A 21,444-nucleotide genomic window follows, 5' to 3' on the forward strand; every position below is an offset into this window, starting at 1 on the left:
CTCATGAAATACGGTATTCTGATGTGACAAAACCTGAATCCTGGTCGTTAAAGTGTTTGTTTGCACTCATATTTTAACTGTTAGGACTCAGGTTTTTTTATTTAAAGCAAACTATGGGACAGCAGTGGCGTCATGCTCCCTTTTTATACTGCTGAATAGCATTATTTTCGCTTTCTACGATTTAAAAAATCTTCGACTTGATCGGTTTTTTTCTCCACGATGACGTGATAAACCCATACTATCAATAACACCAATCCAATAAACCAAAGATAGCGCATTACACCGTATTGGCCACCTTTGCCTTGCCAAATTTGTAATTCAATACTTTGAAACTCCACATTCCTCGACTCAAATAAACTTAGTTGACTGGTCATACTATTTGGATCATTGGCAGCATTGACTGAAAAAGGCGCACCGTCCATAACAAAAGTAAATTCTTGTCCTGCATCCAATGTTTCTAATCGTTCAACCTGATCAATACCTGCATCCATTTGCATGAGATTGCTTGAGGTTTGTTGAATAGCAGCATTGTAGTTATCAATTTGAAATTTTACAGATACCTCACCACTGGTCATTGCCCTACCTCTGACCAACAAGACTGCACGATATGGGTTTTGGCTCGATGTCGCCGTGTAATCCACTGCAAAATTTTTAGTGTTTAATGCATTTGTATCGCTTTGACTTTCACTGAGTAATTGTTGAATTTCTTCGGTACTTAACACTGCTTGTTGGAACAAAATCTGCCCATACTCACCCGGTTTAGGCGCTTGATCCTGCGAACCACAAGCGGCGATAAAAGTGACACAGCAGAACAATGCTATGCGCTTTAGATGACTTAATATCGAATTGATCATCATTTTTATTATTTCAACATTTTATTTTATGCAGCTGATTTTAAATTAATTTCTGTTTGAATAATGGTACAGCCTTGCTGAGAATGAATTTTGAAATTTCCGCCTATACGCTCCACACGCATTTTCATACTTCTCATACCGATACTCATGCCATGATTTGAAACACTCTCAACATCGAAACCTACGCCATCATCTTCAATAGTTAATAACAATGCACCATTCTCGAATTGTGACAGCGTGACATTGACATGATTTGCTTGGCTATGTTTCACAATATTGGTCAGGCTTTCTTCAATTACTCGTATTAAAGTCAGGCACTGAATTGCCGTTGGTTTGATCGCCCACTGCGAAGGAATGCACCATTTGGCATTCATTTCCACTTCATCCATTAACTGGCTAAAGCGATGTCGAACTGGTGCGATCCAGAGCAAAGGTGAATCTGGCACTTTGCTGTCCAAAGATGATCCACTATCAATAATTTGCCTTAAATCATCGCGCAGTAATTTCAACATCGACAAGAACTGTCTATTTGGAATATTACTTTCACATTGGTCAATCAAGATCATCGAGCGCACAATAGATGCGCCCAGACCATCATGCAGATCATGTGATAATTTAATCCGTTCCTGTAAGCGTACATTACTCAGTTCAAGCTGATGTTTATCATTCAAGCTACTGCATAATTCATCACTGACTTTCTGAACTTCAAATGCCAGATCATCATTATATTTTTCAATTTTCTGTATATTCCGATTGAGTCTCGCCCCCAAGATCACCACGATAAATAAGGTAATAATCGGTGAGGTAAATGGAAATAACGGTGTAAAACCATGTTTTGGAAAGAGGGCCAGTACTGTGATGTCTGCAATGACCATCACAATAATCGCAGTCAAACAAAGTGCTAATAAAGTATAATCCCTTCTTCTTTCTTTAAAACTAATCCAGCAAAGATAAATGTAAGTGATAAAAAAGAGGCTGCAATATAATAAGAAAATGAGGCTCGAAATTTCCGCATTTTGTTCAAATGGCCAAATACACACTACACCAATCAGTGCAGCTGTCAGCATGGTAAACGACAGTTCAATGCGTGGAAATTTACGCCCAAGAAAGCGCAAGATATAGATACTAAAACACTGAAAGTACAGCATTGCAAAAATCAGATTGGCTTTGGTGGAAAATATTGAATCTGGGTACGGAAAGGTTTCAGTGGTCAGTGCATTACTGAGAAATAAAATCCACAACACCGTTGAAAGCGCAAACCAGCCAAAGCTCGTATCACTGCGACGCATCAACCAAATAATGAAGCAAATTAGACCCAAGACCCCAGAAAGAAAAATATTTAATTGTAATATGGTTCGACGAGTCCAAGTGGCTTCTTCGGCCTGCTCTATTGTTGCCATGACATTGTTAAATTTCACCGGACCCAAGCCAGCATTTAGACTCGAGTAGCCATAAACATAGATCAAGGTTTCATTATGATCATGCTTGATTCCACTTATCGGTAAAATCCAATAGCGTGCAACATTCCAACTTTTAGAGACCGGTTCTTGAAGATTTTTATTGGTCCACAGCAAGTCGCCATTCAGAAAGACTGAACCCGTATTAATAATGTAATCAACATATAGTGCGATGGGTTCTGCCAAACGCGCATTATTTTTACAGTACCAAGACCAGTCTAATTTATACCAAGCACCACCTTGATAACCCTCCCAGTCTTTATCTTCTTTCCAACGGTCAGGTAATTGCGTGGTTTTCCATCCAGTTCTGGGTAATTCTTGATTGGATGGTGTCTTCACCCGTGAAATGCTATTCACAGTTACATTACATTGATCATTTACAGGGAAAACTTGCTCTGCATGACTCAAGCTCCCCCATACTAAACAGAGGATAAATAAGAAAAAATATCCTCCTTTACGCATTATAGAATACCCATAGATCTTGCTGTACTCACGGCTTTGGTTCGTTTCGTTACGGCTAATTTGCGATAAATATGTTTAATATGGCTTTCTACCGTATAGCGAGAAACAAAAAGCTGTTCAGCAATCTCACGGTTACTCAAACCTTGAGCAACCAAACATAAAATTTCTTTTTCACGACTGGTCAAGAGGTTCAAGTCTGCTTCATCGGCGACTGTTTGTTCTGGACTTGGCGCTTCGGCTTCGGATATTTGTTTAAGGATTTCTCGTGCAATAAATGGGTCAATCGGCGCCCCACCACGTAAAATACTCCGAATAGATAAAAGTACTTCAGCATCATCACGTTCTTTTAATACATAGCCCGTTGCACCTGCTTTAATTGCGGCAAATAAGCTTTCTTGTGTACTCCATGCAGAGACAACCAAGATCATGGTATTACTTTCGAGGGAACGTATTTTTTCAATAATTTCGATACCACTACCATCAGGCAAACCTAAGTCAACTAAGGCTAAGGATATCGGTTGGGTCTCTACGGCTTGAATAGATTCTTTAACATTTTTGGTGAAGATAAGCTCTTCCCGCTTATAACCCAGCTCTGTCAAAATTTGACGTAAACGTAATTGAATAATTTCCTCATCTTCAACGACGAGCACCGGTACGGGTAGTATGACTTCTTGTGGTGACATGATTTACTTCCCCCGAAAAAATGAAATGTCCTTTACATTAATGAGTTTAATCCTTTTAGGATATCCCTATAATTAAGTAAATTTCTTATTTTTTAACAATTTATTCTAATTCAATTGATGCAGCTATGATGCATTTTTCTTCTAATTTTAAATCCATTTAACATTACAATATGTGTATAGCCATCAGTCTGACTATACACTGCACTTAGCTTAAACTTGAGTGTGATTAGCTCAAATATTGCTTCTTCAGATATTTTACAATTTTTTCAGATTCAAAAAGTTCTACACCAGTATTAGGATCTTTCAAATATGGCACTTGAATATTGTTCCCCATGATTTTTAACACTTGTTCACGCTTGCCACCTTTCAGGGGTACATATTTACCAGGTCTTAAGCGCATTACCGCTAATCCCTGATCTTGCCAACGTTCCTTAGCCACATTATGAAAGATATATGCCAATTCCATTTCAGACAATGCGCTACGTACGATACGTGTATATGGACTCGCTTCAAAACCCCATAGTTCTAAGAGTTGAGTTGGAGCATCACGATGAATAACTTTACGCTGCACCCACACCCCTTGAGCCCCATTAATTAAAGTTCCAACATAGGCAACATACGGAATTTTAGGATAATTGGCATACTTCTTAGGAGTCTGACCTGTTTTGCCATAATGTTTAAATAAATGATGAATAATTTGCTGAGATTCGTACAAACGATCCCCAGTATTGTCATCCACCAAGAAAGGAAATTGTTGTTTTCCACCCAATTTTTGTACCTCTAAACGGTACTTTTTAGCCCCTTTGGGACATGGGTAGACCTCATAATCCAAATTGAGTGTGGTTAGTACTTCTCGTACACGACGACAATAGGGAGACCCTTCAAATTCGTACAGTTTAAGGGCTTTTTCAGGTTGTTTCGGATAAGGCGTCCCATTTGTACCTCGTCCGCCTTCTGCTACGCCTGAGAGCAACGCTTGCGCCACTTTTAATTGATGCAACAACATACTTTTTCCTTTCTTTTTTTATTTCGTATTTTTATACAACAGCCGAGAGTCCTCAGCTGATGTTTGTATTTTCTTTTTCACATTTATATCGTCGTGTATGAGCAAGAATTACGCTTTCATTCCACGACTAAAAATTTAAACACGCTTATAAAGCAACCAATTGCTCTTTTGAAACAACGATGCCGTTATTATCAGCATAGATGAAATCACCAGACTGAATGTTTACACCACCAAAACTTAATGGAATATCTGTTTCACCCACGCCTTTGCGGTTACTTTTTTGTGGAATCGCAGCCAAAGCATGCACACCTAAATCAAGTTCGGCAATCGCATCGACATCACGCACACAGCCGTAAATAATGACACCATTCCAATGATTATTGACTGCAGATTCAGCAATCATATCGCCCATCAAGGCACAGCGCATCGACGCGCCACCATCCACAACCAATACTTTACCCGTACCATCGGTTGCCAATAATTCTTTAACACGAGAGTTATCTTCAAAACATTTGACCGTCATCACCTGACCGCCAAAACTTTTTCGTGCACCATAACTTTGAAAGAATTTACCATCCAACGACGGGATCACCACTTGTAATTCTTTATCTGGATGATCATCAAGTAAATCACAAGTGACGAATGGAACTGTAGACACGGTATTTCCCTCATTTAATTGTTAGTATGCATAAATTATCATAAATCTCGAACTTTTCAGTCTGAGTTTGTGCCGCCTCGACCATAGTATGAGCCACTTGCTGTGCTGTCACTGGCTTAAATTTAAAACGGTCAGGTACAAAATGCGAAAAGCGCATATAAAGTTTCTGTGTCGCATCTTCTAAACGTCGCGATTCATGACGTTCACCAAGTAGCAGCGAAGGCTTTAATATCGAAAGTTGATTTAACTTTAAGGTTTTTAAATAATATTCTAATTCACCTTTGACTCGATTATAAAAAAACGCGGAATTGGCTTCTGCACCCATAGCACTAACTATGATCAAATGGGTTTCTGTATATTCTAATAATTCAGCGAAATGCGCATTGATGCTAAAATCGATCTGATAAAAATGATCTTTAGACCCTGCTTTTTTAATGGTCGAGCCTAAACAACTAAAGGCATGACTATAATCTCGCACATCATCCTGAGTCAGGGAAAGAAAGTCACTGATCACCAATTGTTGAACTTTTGCCAGTCCATTCAGTTCATGGTCACGTTGACGTACCACAGCTGTAATATTCTTACATCCTGTATTTTGACTGAGCTGACGAACCAGCTCCCGCCCGACCAATCCTGTTGCCCCAATGACAATTGCATTCTCTATACTTTTAGTCATTTTTCATACAATCTCAATAACTTTAGACTAATCTAACGTTTTCTTTAAAATTTTTCTGCATCTAAAATGTTGTCAAAGCATGTCAAGACTTGACTTAAGCGCTTAGTTTAATCACAATATGGCACTTGTTTACGGGCTGGTGATAGTTCTTCTGATGTTGGTTTTCAGATGTAATTTCAGCCCGCCCAGACCAATCTATTTCAAGGAGTGCACGAGTGGCAAACTCTGCTCAAGCAAAAAAACGTGCTCGTCAAAACGTTAAAGCACGTCAACACAACGCAAGCTTACGTTCTATGGTTCGTACTTATCTTAAACGCACAGTAGCTGCTATTGCTGCTGGTGATTACGCTGTCGCTACAGAAGCTTACAAAAAAGCTGTTCCTGTAATCGACCGTATGGCTGATAAAGGCATCATCCATAAAAACAAAGCTGCTCGTCATAAGAGCCGTTTAAATGCACAAGTTAAAGCTTTAGCTAACTAATTTGTTGCGATGAAAAAAGCCCTTTTTAGGGCTTTTTTTGTGCCTATAGATTTTTTTAATTATAGGCTATTTATTAATCAGTTTCATATTCGTCGCTGATAAATATGTCCATAATAAGTTTTGGCTTGCTGTCAAATTTGTCCAACGTTGATTGCCACCATTGGTACAGCTATATCGAATTAAATCCGCACGGTTATTTTGCAAACGTCCCGTATTTAAATCCATACATTGACCACTTTGACGAATCGTTGTAGTCGCAGGGTCCATGGTCCAAATTTGATTGGTTTGGTTTAACATGCAGCGTTCTAGCGTCACTTTAGCTGAACCACCGTTGCCTGTAATACATTGATCTGGATTTGACTTGCTGTGTATACGACCAATCGCATCATATACCCACTGTTCCGATTCGTCCGCAGTACATCCGCTTGGACCACTAATATATAAGTTTAATTTTCCATCGGTTAATGTTTCTGCTTTCAAACAGTTATTACCATTTTTGATCAATGTTGCCTGATCAAACAAACCTTCCTGAGATACTGAAAGCTTTGTCATAAATGCGTCGAGTGCGCTTTGTGCCTCAGGAACTTGATTGGTTAGGTCTTGAGCATACACATTCATCCATCGATTTAGTCGGTATGCGGTGTTTTGTTGCGATTCATAACGGGTTAATTGCTGACGCGCCACACTATTCATCAATGACTTGTCATTTTTATATGACTCATACAGCATTTTTTCAGTTGGATTAAGAGCAACAACAGCATTTGCAGCTTGCGCTTCCAAAGCACTTTCTAATTGAGGAAGTTCGATAGCACGCAAAGCACTATAACCATGCTGACGTCCAATTTTGACGGCCGGCTTGATCGCTGTGCTGTAAACTGGAATATCAATATTTGCTAATAATTTGGCTTCTTCACCTGCTTTTTTACAATATAAATTGACCTTCTGTGGTTGATCTGCCAAAGCTAAATTGACATGCAGTTTATTGGCATTACTACCTAGTCGTACAGCTGCTAAAGCAATATTGTTGACTTTATTCGTGTATTGCACATTCAACCAACATGCCGCTTGATCCAAAGCGGTATTGGCAGCATTTAAGTCATACACATTACCCCAGTTTGAACGTGCCGCAGGATACAACAAACCAACTTGATTGACTGGATCATAGCCCCCTAAAATGGTAATTACGGGCTGACCAAAGACCCGTGGTCGTGGATAATTTTGATCTGCGTTATACCAAACCGGAGCCGTAGAATTTGGCATCTTCGGTTGAGCGACTTCCATTTCACGAGTGGTTTTATTCCACTTTTTGTAGCCGGTAGGTGATGTTTCATCCCAGACATAACGGTCAAAGTGCGGTTGAATTTTCAGGAATGTGCTGTAACCCGTATAGTGTGTGTAGCGTGATACATTACTATCAGGATACCCGCCGGACATGGCATCTTTTCCGTACGGGAACAAATTTTTAAAATTTGGGATACCATTCGCTCCATCCCACTTCCATGTCGCCGTCCATGATAGATTTCCGCGCATTATATTGCGATTGGCAATATAACCCCATCCACTGTCCGCATGATGTGCAGCCCAAAATAGATTGTCACCTACCTGACCAGGGTAATGTCCTAAACCATAGTGATGGCCAATTTCATGGCTAAATTCATTCCCTACAGAATCATAAAGCGTGAGCATGCCATTACCACCACTCAGTCCATGAGTATGCACACCATTGGCATAGTTCCCCTTCGTATGATGGACAACTACTGTTTGGGTTAATTGTGGCTGACTTTGATTGGCCATAGATGCACTGGTAATACCCCAGTTAGCAAGGTTTATACCAACACTAAAGGTTGATTTACCGACATCCTCACGCATGTCTCCTGCATAAACACCACCATCTCCGGCACTTTTACTGTCATAAATAACACCTGAGGAAACCATTGCACGTGTTAACTGCATATCATCATATTGTGCAACGGTCATTTCTGCTGCAGGAATGGTTTGGAAATAATCGGTACCCGCTTTTTCAGGCTCAAGCAGCATATAGTGACCGGTAGAATTTGGCTTATCTGCCAACATACCAACACGGATATTATTTAAAACCAATTCACCTGGTGCAGCAAAATCGATTTTATCTTCAGCCAATTCACCGCTGACTTTATTTGCGTCAATAAATTTTAATCTTAGACCGGGTTTAACTTCATCCCAATTGAGTTTCGTGGTCCACGCGCGTTTACTGTACCAAACATCTGGACGACCTCTTTGCCCACTCTGGTCTGAAACAGGCATTTGCGTCGGATCATCCAATGTCGCGGTACGAACTAAGCGATTGTTTTGATAGATTTCTACTTTGAGTTGCTTGATGTTTTGCATATCAAGTGTTGGCGTCACGATAAGCAGCGCTTCTTTTTCACTGGTTAACCGTGGCATTTTCTTGGCTTCGTTCGCATTCGGGTCAACGACATGACTTTGACCAAATTGAACTTGCGCGGAAAAGCTACCGACTAAATCATTACGTATTTCACGAACAGCATCATTGGCATCGTAGTCATAAAAACCAATGCTTGTTTCATCGACTATATCTTGGGTCGGTTCTGGATAACTGGCAGATGATGCAGTGCCACTTGAACTATCACCACCACCTCCGCCACCACAAGCAACTAACATTAATGACACAATACAAATTGATAATTTGTTATATGAAAAACCTATCACACTTTTCACTACTATTCCCCAATTAGCCACAAAAAAATCCAATTAAGAGACTTACATAAAATATATAAATCAATAAGTTACAACAAATATAATGCTATTTTCTTTTTATTAATCATTCAATTGCCGCGTTTTGTCACTTATTAACAATTCAAATTAAATCTAAATATTTAGTATTGGCTGAATCACGATTGCTGTGACAGGTACTTCACTTATCAACTAAAATTAAGGTGTAGTCCTTTAAATACAATCGTATATTCCCGACAAAAATTGTCAGGATATTTTTAGAAACTTTGTAAATAAAAATTTTTAGAAATGGTTTAATCCCATATATTTTTTATGGTATTTTAATTTTCATCCTAGGCAGCCATTGCTGTACAAATGAAAAGAGGGATAAAAATGTCGATTAACCAATTTTTGCCATCATTAGAGAAATTTGCAGAAGCAGAACATCAATATATTGAATATTTTACATCGAAAGGTGAAAAAGACATTTTAGGTAAAGTCATTTCAAATATGAAATCGACCGCTGAGATTCAAGCCTCTCAAGGTGTAGACTCATGGTTAGCATATGGCGTGTACTTACCAGCTGTAGAACGTATCTTTGCACTGCATCAAGGGGAAACAGAAGCTGAATTTTTTGAACGCACACAATATCCAGCTGAACTCGTGCAAGCGTATAGCATTAAAGATCATGACATTGCGACATTGATTGCCGCTGACAAATATAGTCGAATCCACCAACAACATCTCCCTGTCAATACTAGCCGCTGGCCTTATAGTGACGACGGTTCAAGTATTGATTTAAATCAATACCCTGCACGAATTAAAGCCAATATTTAATCTTTTATTTAATGAAATACTGAAACAGATAAAAAAGGCATCCGCACATGGATGTCTTTTATAAATTTTTTATTATTATCAAAATTTCTTAAAGTTGTTGTTCAGCTTGCTGAAATTCACGAATATTTAATTCATTTAGTTCACCACGCCAAATCCATTTCAGTTTTGACTCAAGGAATACATCTCCTTCAAACCAAACAAATAAACCTTCCATCATTTTCGGCCAGTCTTCGCGTGTCACGATATTTTTACCTGAAATAATGGCAAGAATTGCAGCCAAAATCGTATCATGACTCACCGCTAGACTCAGACCATAATCATTGGTTGGATGAGTGTTGTAAATCAACTCCAAAACATCTACCACCCCATGAATGGGCTGTTTCATACCCGGCAAAGCATTATTCACAAAACTATTGATAAAGCCTAAAGCACCTTGCTTTTGAAAGTATGGTCCTGCTTTTTTAATATCGAGCACAAAACTTCCCGGCTCGACCAATAATCCTTGTTCAATGATCTCGATATGGTGGGTATTCGGTTCAATCGTGACATTATCTGCACCTTGAATCATCAATGCCGCCGTATCCACACAGCGCTGAATTGGACTCGAAATACAGTGCTGAATAACACGATCGGTATTTTCAACCAAATAGCTGCCCCACGCTTCGGCTAAATCACGTCCTTGATGGGTCAGTTGCAAGTCATAACCGGCCAAGCCTTGTCCTTGTACAACTTCACGAATGGAATGACGTGTAAACAATGTTACAGGCGTCTTTTCATCCGGCAATAAGTCTATTGCTTTCAGCATACTAGGAGGGAGCAAATCTAGGGCCATAATTGACAGTTCTTAAATGCAGGAGATTTAACGGAGTGTGCTGACACTATAGCATGAACCCGATTTAGCTCAAGTTTTGTCAGGCATGTTTGCCAAAGCATTTAAGGCCAATTCTTTCATTTCGGCATTTTTAAATGCAATAAATCCACCATTTAATAAAGTCGTGCGTTGGTTATATAGAAATGCGCGACCTTTAAAATCAACCAAACCACCACCAATACGTTCGATTAAACATTGTCCAGCGCTGGTATCCCATTCACAAGTCGGATGAAAACGCGGATAAATATCCACTCGATCTTCTAACATCATACAAAACTTATATGCACTACCAGCATGGTAGGCCTGAAAATGAGTGAGTTTTTCTAAAGCGTCTAGATAGTCCGTATAAATCGGCTTATTTTTGGCACTTTGACTCAAGCCAACGTGTACGACACTCTCTGCAGAGGTTTGAACATATTCATACCATGCAGTGGACTGGCTATCATATTTCAGCGGCAGTCCCGCAAAGGGGCAAATATATACGCTATATTCCCCCGGGATCGCCAATATGGCAAAAGTGGTATTGGCCCCATCTACCAAACTCAGATTAATGGTAAATTCAGGTCTTTTATGTAAAAACTCTTTGGTACCATCCAAGGGATCAAGCAGCCAAAATTTTTGCCATTGCATACGCTCAGACTTATCACCTTCTTCTGACAATACAGGCAAGTTAGAAACTTTGGATAATGCTTGGGTAATATAGCTATTTGCACGATAGTCCGCCTGCGTTACCGGTGAATCATCACTTTTACGTTCCACATCAAAATTCGCTCCTGAGCAATAACGCTGATATTCTTCTCGCAAAATTTCGCAAGCTTGTGTCACAATGGGAACCAACTGCAAAATCAGTGGGTCTTGCGGTGCTGCTGTTGTTTTAAACATAGAATACCTTTATATGCCAAATTACTCAGAAAAGCCGACGATCATCTTTGATATGGACGGTACTTTACTCGATCTTGCTTATGATGATTTCATTTGGAATGAGCTGCTGCCAATTCGTTATGCTGAACAGCATCAATGCTCACTCGAACAAAGCAAGCAAACGCTATTTAGTTTTTATCAACAGCATAATCATACCCTAAAATGGTACTCATCTCGCTTTTGGACGTCACAAGTTGGCGTTGATGTTTTGGCAATGCAAATAGAACAAAAAGCCAAAGTGGCTAAACGCGAAGGCTGCATTAAGCTACTTACCTATCTAAAAGAAAATGGCTATCCTATTTGGCTTGCGACCAATGCCGACTTTGCAGGCTTACAATTCAAACTCAAAGAAACCGGTCTTCGTGATTTTTTCGATGTTATCGTCAGTTCAGAAACGCTCGGTCATGCCAAAGAGTTTATTGAGTTTTGGCAAATATTAGCAAGCAAACACCCCTTCGATGCAAAAAACTGTTATTTCATTGATGACACAGAAAAAGTGCTCAATGGTGCAAAACTTTTTGGGATTGAACAGCTCTATTCGATTCAGCAGCCTTCATCTGCCAAAGCGCCTCGCGAGACTTGTAATTATCCAATGCTGTCCGCATTAACAGATTTAATCCCTATTTTAGAAGCTCAAACGACTGAGCAAGCCGAGGAACAGAAAAAATATGCGTAAATCAAATCTAGCCGAAGATGCGGTTGGTATGCGTATAGACAAATGGTTGTGGGCTGCACGTTTTTTTAAAACACGCTCTATTGCCAAAAATGCGATTGAAGGCGGTAAAGTTCATCATAATGGCGAACGCGTTAAAGTTTCTCGTGAAGTTCGTGTAGGCATGGAATTAACCATTGCCCAAGGCCTTGAGAAAAAAACCGTGGTGGTGAAAGCACTGTCGGATGTTCGTGGGCCTGCCCCCACCGCTCAGCTGCTTTATGATGAAACTGAGGTCAGTATTGCAAAACGGGAATTGCTCGCATCCCAAAGAAAGTTGCATAATCTAGCTCGGCCAGATCATCGACCAAGTAAAAAAGATCGTCGAGATATTGGTAAATTTAAAAGAGAAAATGATCAACAGTTTGACCAGCAATGGTCTTATAATGATGATTAAGTTAAAGCGTCACAACATGTCGCACCTGTTGTGATTTTCATAGAACAAAAGGATGATTTCTGTCACTATACCCTCGTGGAACAGATCTAAACTGAATACATCCACTTGAGTATATTGTTTCGTGACATCGTATTGAGGTTGTAAGATGGATGATAATAAAAGCAAGGCGTTAAATGCGGCCTTAAGCCAAATTGAAAAGCAGTTTGGTAAAAACACCGTTATGCGTCTTGGTGATAATACTGTACAGGCAGTTGAAGCTGTCTCTACAGGTTCTTTAACATTAGATATCGCACTAGGTATTGGTGGTTTGCCTAAAGGTCGTATCGTAGAAATCTACGGTCCTGAATCTTCTGGTAAAACGACTATGACATTACAAGCTATTGCACAATGTCAGAAAGCTGGCGGTACTTGTGCATTCATCGATGCTGAACATGCATTAGACCCTCAATACGCACGTAAACTTGGCGTAGATATTGATAACTTACTTGTTTCACAGCCAGACAATGGTGAACAAGCACTTGAAATTGCAGACATGCTGGTACGTTCAGGTGCCATTGACCTGATCGTTGTCGACTCTGTAGCTGCACTTACCCCTCGCGCCGAAATTGAAGGCGAAATGGGTGACTCACACATGGGCTTACAAGCTCGTCTGATGAGCCAAGCACTGCGTAAAATTACCGGTAATGCGAAACGTTCGAACTGTATGGTGATCTTCATTAACCAAATCCGTATGAAGATTGGTGTAATGTTTGGTAGCCCAGAAACCACAACTGGTGGTAATGCACTTAAATTCTATGCATCTGTACGTTTAGATATCCGCCGTATTGGTCAAGTGAAAGAAGGCGACGAGATCATTGGTTCAGAAACCAAAGTGAAAGTTGTGAAAAACAAAATGGCTCCTCCATTCCGTGAAGCGATTTTCCAAATTCTTTATGGTAAAGGCGTGAACCATTTAGGTGAGCTTGTTGACCTCGCAGTACAACAAGAAATTGTTCAAAAAGCAGGTGCTTGGTATTCATACCAAGGTGACAAGATTGGGCAAGGTAAAAACAATACCATTCGCCACTTAGAAGAACACCCTGAACTTGTGCAAACTATCGAAAAACTGATTCGTGAACAACTTCTGACTACGGGTACAGCACCTGTAGAAGACAAAGACGAAGAAGAACCAGACTTTTTAGATGCTTAATTACAGCATACTTTAATAGCAGACGAAACGCCCTACGGGGCGTTTTGTTTTGCACTCAAAATTTGTATTAAAATGACCCCATGACTAAAGACCATTTTCCACTCTTGCTTGATTATGAAGCACTGAAACAACAGTTTGCAGAAGCTGAAGAAACTACCTGCGTAAATCATGCTGCACAAACTGACATTTCACATGACAATACTTCGGTGATCGATCACACTGCGTTGCATTTTGACACCAATGGTAAAGATGTTCATGCTGAAAAAAAATCGGGACTGCGCGGCTCTCGTCTACGCTCGTACGCTTTTGCAGTACTCACACGTAAAGAATACTCAAAAGCGGATTTAATCGAAAAATTAGCACTGTATGCGGATAGTCGTGAAGAAGTCATACACTTGGTGGAAGAACTCGCACGTGAGAACTATCAAAGCGATCAGCGTGTAGCAGAGATGGTGCTATCGAGTCAAAAACGTAAAGGTAAAGGCCCTAATCGCATAAAGCTCGCGTTAAAAAATAAAAAAGTAGACAGTGAATTAATTCTGGATGAATTAAAAGAAACAGATTGGGTCGCTGAAGCTTACCAGCTCAAAATAAAAAAATTTGGCAAAGCTGTTGAACGTGATCCAAAACAAAAAGCCAAACAAATACGTTTTTTGCAATATCGAGGCTTTGATCTCGATACGATTTTTAAAGTGATTGCACGTAAAGAATTTGATGACGAATAAAAAAGATATAAATCTAAATGAAAAATTAATAAAACTAAAATAAAGAAGAATATAGGATTGAAAAAATGAGAGGACGTTTAATTTATTATTATTGAAACTGGTGGCAACCCTACCAGCAAGACTTCGGCACATCATATTTCTACTACCGTTGCTACCTTCCGGTCCTGGCGGGGTTTATAGAGTACAATTGCGAAGTAACCAGCAGGGCTACCATTGCAAGAACAGAGTATAGTGATTTTTAATAAACATGCAAGCCTAAAACCAAGAATTCCTGAGTAGAAAACACTGTTTGATTATTTATAAATCAATATGATGGTCGATGATGTAGAAAACGTGAAACTTCATCACTATATTTTTACTTTAATACACAGCAAGATTGTAAAAGCTTATTGCAATTCAGATCTTTGGCGTTTTTAATGTGCTTATCGTTTTATCTAAAGCTGTCTGTAATAAAACTATTCTATACGGACATGCTTGTAACTACATGGAATTTTTATGATGTTTAAACAGCATGTATTGTGTGCCCTTACATTGACTTGCTCAGGTGCATTATTTGCCAATATTCCAATTGAATCTCGTGGTTTGAGTGGCGCTAATAATGGCACTGTGTATACAGCAAATAATACGGCCATTCAAACAGGTGCTGGCTCTACCTCTATTCCAACCAATTTGAATTGGCAGCTTATGCAGAAGAACCAACAGCTTGAAAATGAATTGCGTAGCTTACGCGGTAAAATGGAAGAGCAAGACAATATTATCGAACAATTAAAAAGTGAACTTACAAACCGCTATGCAGATTTAGATCAACGTTTAGAACTACTCCAACAAAAAGTAGATCCAAGTGAAGACACAGAGGCCGCGGAGGATAACCAACAAGGTACTGCACCCAGTAACAGCTAATACAGCGCCTACACCTGTTAAACAACCTACGACCCAATCAACATTAAGCTCATCTGCAAACCAACCTGTAAATGCAGGTGGTGACTCACTTGAGCTAGAGAAAGCAGCGTATACCGTTGCTTTAGACGCATACAAACAAGGTGGTGCAAAGAAAGCCATTGCACCAATGAAAAACTTTATTAAGAATAATCCTAACAGTGTTTATATTAGCAATGCATATTTTTGGTTAGCTGAGTTCAACCTTGCTGTTGAACCGACCAATTACGCAGAAGCGAAAAAGAACTATGGTATTGTAGTAGATCAATACCCTGAGTCGACTCGTGCACCTAGAGCGTTATATCAACTGTATAGCATTGCAAAAGACGTAGATCGAAACAGCAGTTTAGCAACGCAGCTCAAAACCAAGCTTACCCAAAAGTATCCAAAATCTGAAGAAGCAGGCTTTGTTAAAAAATAGGACTTTTTTAACGCAAAAAAAAGACACCTTATAAGGTGTCTTTTTTTATTCGCAGCATTTAGCGTACGATACCGCGCTTAGACTGCTCAAGTGAGTCAATCAACAATTGCGCTTCTGCCACTTCAGGCAAAATTTCAGTACGAATACGTTCAATCGCTTCATTCGTCGTTAATCCATCTTTATAGATCAATTTAAAGGATTCACGTAAACCTTGAATCACATTTTTAGACCAACCTTTACGACGCATTCCTTCAATGTTCATGGCAAAAGCATGGGCTGGATTACCAGATACCATGACATAAGCAGGTACATCTTTCAAAATAAGAGATGCACCACCAATCATACTGTAAGAATCGATTTTACAGAATTGATGAATACCAGAGTTACCACCTACGATGACATAATCACCAATGTGGACATGACCTGCAACGCCGACGTTATTAGCAAAGATATTATGATCACCTACCACACAGTCATGTGCAATATGTGTATTCACCATCAATAAATTGTGACTACCAACTTTAGTTAGACCCTGATCTTGAACAGTACCACGGTGTAAACTACAGTGTTCACGAATCGAGTTATGATCCCCGATTTCTAACCACGTTTCTTCACCAGCATATTTCAAGTCTTGGCAGACTTCACCAACACTGGCAAATTGAAAAATTTCGTTATGTTGACCAATACGGGTATAACCACCCACCACAACATGTGAATGCAGTTTAGTACCCGCTCCAATTGTGACTTGAGGACCAATAATACAATATGGTCCAATTTGCACATCCGGAGCAATTACTGCTGATGAGTCAATAATGGCGGTAGGATGAATTAATTCGTTATTGCTCATGCTGTCTCTGTTTTCTGATGCGAAACCATAATTTCCGCGGTTGCTGCGACTACGCCATCTACAGTGGCAACACAATTATATTTGTAAATGCCACGCTTTTGCATCACTAATTCTGATTTTAATACAAGTTGATCGCCTGCAACGACTTGTTTTTTAAATCGGACCTTTTCTGCACCAGCAAATAAGAACAACGAACCAGCTGAAGGTTTCTCATTATTCATAATGAAACCTAAGATACCCGATACTTGCGCCAATGCCTCAACAATCAGCACGCCCGGCATAATTGGGTATTCAGGGAAATGGCCTTGTAAAAATTCTTCGTTAATCGTTACATTTTTATAGCCTACAATCCCGTTGTCAGTCACTTCAACAACACGATCAACCAATAAAAACGGATAACGATGTGGCAAATATTCACGAATAGTCTGAATAGTCATTGGTAATTCAGGTTTTGTGAAAGCTGGGGTATTCGACTCTGTCATCATAATTATTTACGCAATTTAAATGTTGATTCAAGGGACTCAATTTGAGACTGCATATGATCAAGTCGTTTGACCAATTGGGTCAATGGCACATCTGCTAATTGTTTAAAGCGGATTGCTGCCTTTTTCCAAGAACCACTTTCAAGCATTGGCGTGCCTGAAGAATAACTTCCAGCAACGGAAATACTTTTTGTGACCATTGACATACCGGTAATTGTCACATTATCTGCAATATTAATGTGACCTACGATACCAACAGCCCCTGCTAGCACACAATTTTTGCCAATAGTTGTACTACCAGCAATGCCACATTTCGCAGCCATTGCTGTATTTGCACCAACTTTGACGTTATGCGCGATTTGCACAAGGTTATCAATAATGACACCATCTTCCAAAATTGTGTCATCTAAAGCACCACGGTCGATACTACAATTTGAACCAATACGCACATCATTCCCGATACGTACAGAACCTAATTGAGCAATACGATGCCATTTCCCTTGATAAGGTGCAAAACCAAATCCTTCACCACCGACCACCGTATTTGCATGGATACGTACACGATCACCTAACTTGGCTTCACCAGTAATCGTCACATGCGAATCGATAAAACAATCTTTACCAATTTCAACACCATGATCAATCTTCACTTGTGATTCAATGCGCGTTCCTTCACCCACCACACTATTCGCACCAATCACCACATAATGCCCAATATAAGCAGTATCAGAAATGATTGCGGAAGGATGAATTTGAGCAGTACTTTCAATACCTGTTTCTACAGATTTTTTTTCAAAAACATGCGTTAGAATAGCGAAAGCCAGATACGGATTGGGTACAACAATGAAGTTTTGCTGCGAAGAGATTTGTGACTGCATGTCTGCAGTCACAATCAGCGCACCAGCCTGAGACTGTTGAGCTTCATTCAGATATTTATCTGCGTTTAAAAATGCAAGCTGATGCGGTTGAGCACTCTCTAAACTTGCCATTCCGCTGAATTGCAAGTCTAGCTGGCCAATACATTGACCTTGAACAAGTTGAGCAAGCTTTTCTAAACTGAATTTTTGAGAATTCATTGATTATTTAATTGCATTAACCTTTTGAATCATTTTATCAGTTAAATCAAACTTAGGGTCATACGCAAGTGCTGAATTTTTATTCAAAACAACATCTAACTTATTTTCTGTGCGCAATTGTTCTGCAACTTGTTTGATTCGAGTATCCATTGTGCGATTTAAGGACTGAATATTCCCTTGAACCGAAGCTTGAACTTTTTGCTGTAAATCAGTCAGCTCTTTAAGTTTAGCTTGATACTGTTGACCCATTTGCTGCTTTTGCGCAGCAGTCAACTTATCACCACCCTGCTGAGCTTTTTGCTGCATTGCTTCCAGCTCTTTAGCCAGTGATTCAATTTTAGTGGTTTGTGGTTTTAACTGCTGTTGAATTTGAGCATTTTGTTGCTTTATATAAGAGCTTTGATCCACCACCTTTTCTAAATCAACCACACCGTAACCTGCTGCATGTACTGCAGCAGAACATGACATACCCAATACCGCCAAACCAGCAAATAATTTATTCATCTTATCAACCTGTAATTTTGTTATTCCCAGAAGGGTCGTACTTAGAACGTACGACCAATCTCGAATTGAATTTCTTTTGTTTCATCACCAGCTTTGTCATTAAGCGGGAATGCATAACTGAGTGAAATTGGACCAATCATCGTGATCCAAGTAAAGCCTGCACCAACGCTATAACGCATATTTTTCATATCAAAACCGAAGTTATCTTTACAGTATTTGCGATCTTCACTTGACTGAGATACATCACATTGGGTATCAAATACTTGCGCGCCTTCAGCAAACAATACTGGGCGTACTTGACGCGCCCAATCGCCTTTAAATGGCACAGGTAAAGCTAATTCAGTACCAAATTGAATTAAAGCATTACCACCAACTTCTTCCATATCATAATCAGTTTGATTGGTATCTTGGTAATAAACACCCGGATATTTTGGACCCAACGTACTGTTATCATAACCACGTACCGAACCAAAACCACCTGCATAGAAGTTTTTATAAAATGGTAAATCATTACCATAACCCAACTTACCATAGCCACGGAACACAAAGTCTTTACCTAATGGGAAGTAAGCCTGGGCATCATACGTAACTTTTTGATATTCAACATCACTACCAGGTAGCGCCACTTCGGCATTCACACGATGAGACATACCTGACGTTGGGAATACTGGACGGTTTAAGGTGTTATATGACCAACCTAAATTTAAATTATAAGTTAAAAAATCACCTTGATACTCAGCACCATATGGCAACGTATTAATCACATTACCTTTAGAGTCTACGCAACCTTTATCCACATCTGTTGTACCAGGACAATATTGACCTGTTTTTGTTTCCTTACCACCATGGCTCGTTAAATAATCAGCAACATATGTAGAAACATAAGGACCCGTAGTCACATCAGTTTTATCTACATTTAACCCCATACTGATACTTTGGTTTTCATCGATCGGATAACCAAAGTTAATACCACCACCAAAACTGTCAGTGACGTAGTTGTTAACGTTATAGTCGTCATCTAACTTGGTTTTACGGTAGTACATATTATAACCACGACGTACACCATCAATAGTGAAATACGGGTCAGTTACACTGAGGTTGTAGTAATCTTGAGTCTCAGAACGTGACAAATCGATAGAAACTGCATTACCTGTACCCAAGAAGTTGGTTTGACTCAAACCTGCTTGGAAAGTTACACCGCCACTTTGTGAGAAACCAACAGCCAAAGTACTTGTACCTGAATGCTGTTCTTCAACATTCACATTTAAATCAATTTGATCTGGCGTACCCGGAATACGTGCAGGTTTAACATCAACGGTTTTAAAGAAGCCTGTACGCTCTAAACGCACTTTAGACAAATCAATTTTTTCGTTACTTGCTAATGCGCCTTCCATTTGACGCATTTCACGACGTAGCACTTCATCAGCTGTTTTCGAGTTACCTGTAAAATTAATGCGGCGAACAGTGACTTGCTGACCCGGATTCACATAGTAATTTAAATCAACCAATTTGGTGTCTTTATTGATTTCAGGAACAATGTTCACTTCTGCAAAGTAGTAACCTGCGTTACCGTATTTACGAAGTAAAAGTTGTTTAACACCATTCACTTTTTCTTGTGAATATAAATCGCCATCTTTATAGAGTTTTAAAGCGTTTAAATCAGTTTGCGTATAAAGCGTATCACCTAAGAAATGGGTTTCACCAAACTTAAATTGTTCGCCTTCATCCACCGAAACTTCGATAAAGACATGTTTTTTATCTTCACTCAAATTCAGACTTGAGTTGGTAATGTTAAAGTTGATGTAACCTTTGTTGAGATACATCGCACGTAAAGCTTCTAAACTCGCAGCCATCTTTTCACGTGCGTAGCGGTCATTACGAGAAATGATCGAGTTCCAACCACTTTCTTTTAATGCAAAAATTTGTTTAATTTCGCTTTCTTTAAAAACCGTATTACCAATGATATTAATATCAAATACTTTGGCAGATTGACCTTCTTCAAACTCGATTAAGACATTTACACGGTTATTCGGTTGAGCGGTTGTAATAACTTTTACATCAGCATCGTAGCGACCTTGCTGCATATACTGTTGTTCTAATTCAGTTTCAACCGTTTGCAAAGATGATTTCTTTAAAACTTCACCTTCGGACAGACCCATTTTCTTTAAGCCTTCTTCCAAGGCTTCTTTAGGAATAAGTTTATTGCCTTTTAGCTCAACTTTAGAAATTACTGGGCGTTCAACCACTGTATATACAAGGGTATTACCGACTTGTGAAGACTTCACATCATCAAACAAACCCGACGCAAACATGCTACGAATTGAGTTTGAAATGATTTGATCATTGACACGATCACCAGCGGAGAATGGGATCATTCCGGCTACATTGTCAGGAGTTAAACGCACTAAGCCATCAACACGAATATCTTGTACTACAAAATCATCTGCTGCATATACTTGTTGTGCTACGGCCATAGCACTAACCAGTGCCAATGGCATAAATAAATGTTTGTGCTGCATGCCAGTCTTTTCCGCTG

The 21,444-nt window shown here is 39.5% G+C and carries 20 protein-coding genes, 1 other RNA gene and 1 pseudogene; 7 read left to right on the forward strand and 15 right to left on the reverse strand.

Translation table 11 applies throughout. The features are described from left to right. Positions 1-161: 161 nt before the first annotated feature. From FTT72_RS11675 to FTT72_RS11700, 6 genes are all read right to left on the reverse strand, one after another. Complete coding sequence (locus FTT72_RS11675; protein WP_180178422.1) at positions 162-857, reverse strand: hypothetical protein; 696 nt, start codon at positions 855-857, stop codon at positions 162-164. A 23-nt stretch (positions 858-880) separates the two neighbouring features. Beyond that, positions 881-2,719: an ATP-binding protein gene (locus FTT72_RS11680; RefSeq protein WP_257233424.1), complete on the reverse strand. Its 1,839-nt coding sequence runs from the start codon at positions 2,717-2,719 to the stop codon at positions 881-883. Positions 2,720-2,772: 53 nt separating this feature from the next. Further along, entirely contained in the window at positions 2,773-3,456 is a 684-nt protein-coding gene (locus FTT72_RS11685) for a response regulator transcription factor (RefSeq protein WP_078188703.1), read from the reverse strand. A gap of 226 nt (positions 3,457-3,682) precedes the next feature. Continuing rightward, complete coding sequence (locus tag FTT72_RS11690; RefSeq protein WP_180041097.1) at positions 3,683-4,462, reverse strand: glutathione S-transferase N-terminal domain-containing protein; 780 nt, start codon at positions 4,460-4,462, stop codon at positions 3,683-3,685. 145 nt (positions 4,463-4,607) lie between these two features. After that, positions 4,608-5,120 (reverse strand): ribonuclease E activity regulator RraA, encoded by a 513-nt coding sequence (gene rraA / locus FTT72_RS11695; RefSeq protein ID WP_180059082.1) that lies wholly within the window; start codon positions 5,118-5,120, stop codon positions 4,608-4,610. A 10-nt stretch (positions 5,121-5,130) separates the two neighbouring features. Further along, entirely contained in the window at positions 5,131-5,796 is a 666-nt protein-coding gene (locus tag FTT72_RS11700; RefSeq protein ID WP_180178424.1) for an NAD(P)H-binding protein, read from the reverse strand. Between the two features lie 215 nt (positions 5,797-6,011). Here FTT72_RS11700 and rpsT point away from each other — a divergent pair, with 215 nt between their 5' ends. Beyond that, the gene (gene rpsT / locus FTT72_RS11705; RefSeq protein ID WP_078188707.1) at positions 6,012-6,278 is read left to right on the forward strand and encodes a 30S ribosomal protein S20; all 267 of its coding nucleotides are present in this window, start codon (positions 6,012-6,014) and stop codon (positions 6,276-6,278) included. Positions 6,279-6,344: 66 nt separating this feature from the next. Here rpsT and FTT72_RS11710 read toward each other — a convergent pair whose 3' ends face one another. After that, a complete protein-coding gene (locus FTT72_RS11710) occupies positions 6,345-8,939 on the reverse strand; it encodes a M66 family metalloprotease (protein WP_180178425.1) in 2,595 nt (864 codons plus the stop codon). 444 nt (positions 8,940-9,383) lie between these two features. On the opposite strand from FTT72_RS11710, the gene FTT72_RS11715 reads away from it, so the two are divergent. Further along, complete coding sequence (locus FTT72_RS11715) at positions 9,384-9,827, forward strand: hypothetical protein (RefSeq protein ID WP_180178426.1); 444 nt, start codon at positions 9,384-9,386, stop codon at positions 9,825-9,827. 88 nt (positions 9,828-9,915) lie between these two features. On the opposite strand, the gene FTT72_RS11720 is transcribed toward FTT72_RS11715, so the two are convergent. Both FTT72_RS11720 and FTT72_RS11725 read right to left on the reverse strand, forming a co-directional pair. Beyond that, complete coding sequence (locus tag FTT72_RS11720) at positions 9,916-10,659, reverse strand: histidine phosphatase family protein (protein WP_078188709.1); 744 nt, start codon at positions 10,657-10,659, stop codon at positions 9,916-9,918. A 69-nt stretch (positions 10,660-10,728) separates the two neighbouring features. Next, positions 10,729-11,580, reverse strand: coding sequence for a 3'(2'),5'-bisphosphate nucleotidase CysQ (locus FTT72_RS11725; RefSeq protein WP_180178427.1), 852 nt, complete (start codon positions 11,578-11,580; stop codon positions 10,729-10,731). Positions 11,581-11,593: 13 nt separating this feature from the next. Between FTT72_RS11725 and FTT72_RS11730 the strand changes: the two genes are divergently transcribed. The 4 genes from FTT72_RS11730 to FTT72_RS11745 all read left to right on the forward strand — a co-directional run bounded on the left by FTT72_RS11730 (position 11,594) and on the right by FTT72_RS11745 (position 14,642). Then, positions 11,594-12,295 carry an HAD-IA family hydrolase gene (locus tag FTT72_RS11730; protein ID WP_180178428.1) on the forward strand — a complete coding sequence of 234 codons (702 nt, stop codon included), beginning with the start codon at positions 11,594-11,596 and terminating at the stop codon, positions 12,293-12,295. After that, complete coding sequence (locus FTT72_RS11735) at positions 12,288-12,728, forward strand: RNA-binding S4 domain-containing protein (protein WP_168377604.1); 441 nt, start codon at positions 12,288-12,290, stop codon at positions 12,726-12,728. Before FTT72_RS11730 ends, FTT72_RS11735 begins: the two co-directional genes overlap by 8 nt. 145 nt (positions 12,729-12,873) lie before the next feature. After that, positions 12,874-13,917 carry a recombinase RecA gene (recA, locus tag FTT72_RS11740; RefSeq protein WP_078193524.1) on the forward strand — a complete coding sequence of 348 codons (1,044 nt, stop codon included), beginning with the start codon at positions 12,874-12,876 and terminating at the stop codon, positions 13,915-13,917. Positions 13,918-13,997: 80 nt separating this feature from the next. After that, positions 13,998-14,642, forward strand: a complete 645-nt coding sequence (locus FTT72_RS11745; protein WP_180106514.1) for a regulatory protein RecX — start codon at positions 13,998-14,000, stop codon at positions 14,640-14,642. 107 nt (positions 14,643-14,749) lie between these two features. Here FTT72_RS11745 and ffs read toward each other — a convergent pair. Continuing rightward, positions 14,750-14,846, reverse strand: an RNA gene (gene ffs / locus FTT72_RS11750) — signal recognition particle sRNA small type. Positions 14,847-15,137: 291 nt separating this feature from the next. On the opposite strand from ffs, the pseudogene FTT72_RS11755 reads away from it, so the two are divergent. After that, positions 15,138-15,999, forward strand: a pseudogene (locus FTT72_RS11755) (YbgF trimerization domain-containing protein). A gap of 58 nt (positions 16,000-16,057) precedes the next feature. On the opposite strand, the gene lpxA reads toward FTT72_RS11755, so the two are convergent. From lpxA to bamA, 5 genes are read right to left on the reverse strand one after another with little or no spacing between them, the layout of a single operon-like run. Beyond that, positions 16,058-16,846, reverse strand: a complete 789-nt coding sequence (gene lpxA / locus FTT72_RS11760) for an acyl-ACP--UDP-N-acetylglucosamine O-acyltransferase (protein WP_168377606.1) — start codon at positions 16,844-16,846, stop codon at positions 16,058-16,060. After that, positions 16,843-17,328, reverse strand: coding sequence for a 3-hydroxyacyl-ACP dehydratase FabZ (fabZ, locus tag FTT72_RS11765; protein ID WP_171263789.1), 486 nt, complete (start codon positions 17,326-17,328; stop codon positions 16,843-16,845). The genes lpxA and fabZ overlap by 4 nt, the downstream gene beginning before the upstream one ends. A 5-nt stretch (positions 17,329-17,333) precedes the next feature. After that, the gene (gene lpxD / locus FTT72_RS11770) at positions 17,334-18,404 is read right to left on the reverse strand and encodes a UDP-3-O-(3-hydroxymyristoyl)glucosamine N-acyltransferase (protein WP_180117408.1); all 1,071 of its coding nucleotides are present in this window, start codon (positions 18,402-18,404) and stop codon (positions 17,334-17,336) included. 3 nt (positions 18,405-18,407) lie between these two features. Continuing rightward, positions 18,408-18,908, reverse strand: a complete 501-nt coding sequence (locus FTT72_RS11775) for an OmpH family outer membrane protein (protein WP_180117410.1) — start codon at positions 18,906-18,908, stop codon at positions 18,408-18,410. Positions 18,909-18,949: 41 nt separating this feature from the next. Beyond that, positions 18,950-21,427 carry an outer membrane protein assembly factor BamA gene (gene bamA, locus FTT72_RS11780; protein WP_180065064.1) on the reverse strand — a complete coding sequence of 826 codons (2,478 nt, stop codon included), beginning with the start codon at positions 21,425-21,427 and terminating at the stop codon, positions 18,950-18,952. Between the last annotated feature and the right edge of the window lie 17 nt (positions 21,428-21,444).

The organism is Acinetobacter sp. YH01005 (genome assembly GCF_013420465.1).
GTDB lineage: Bacteria > Pseudomonadota > Gammaproteobacteria > Pseudomonadales > Moraxellaceae > Acinetobacter > Acinetobacter amyesii.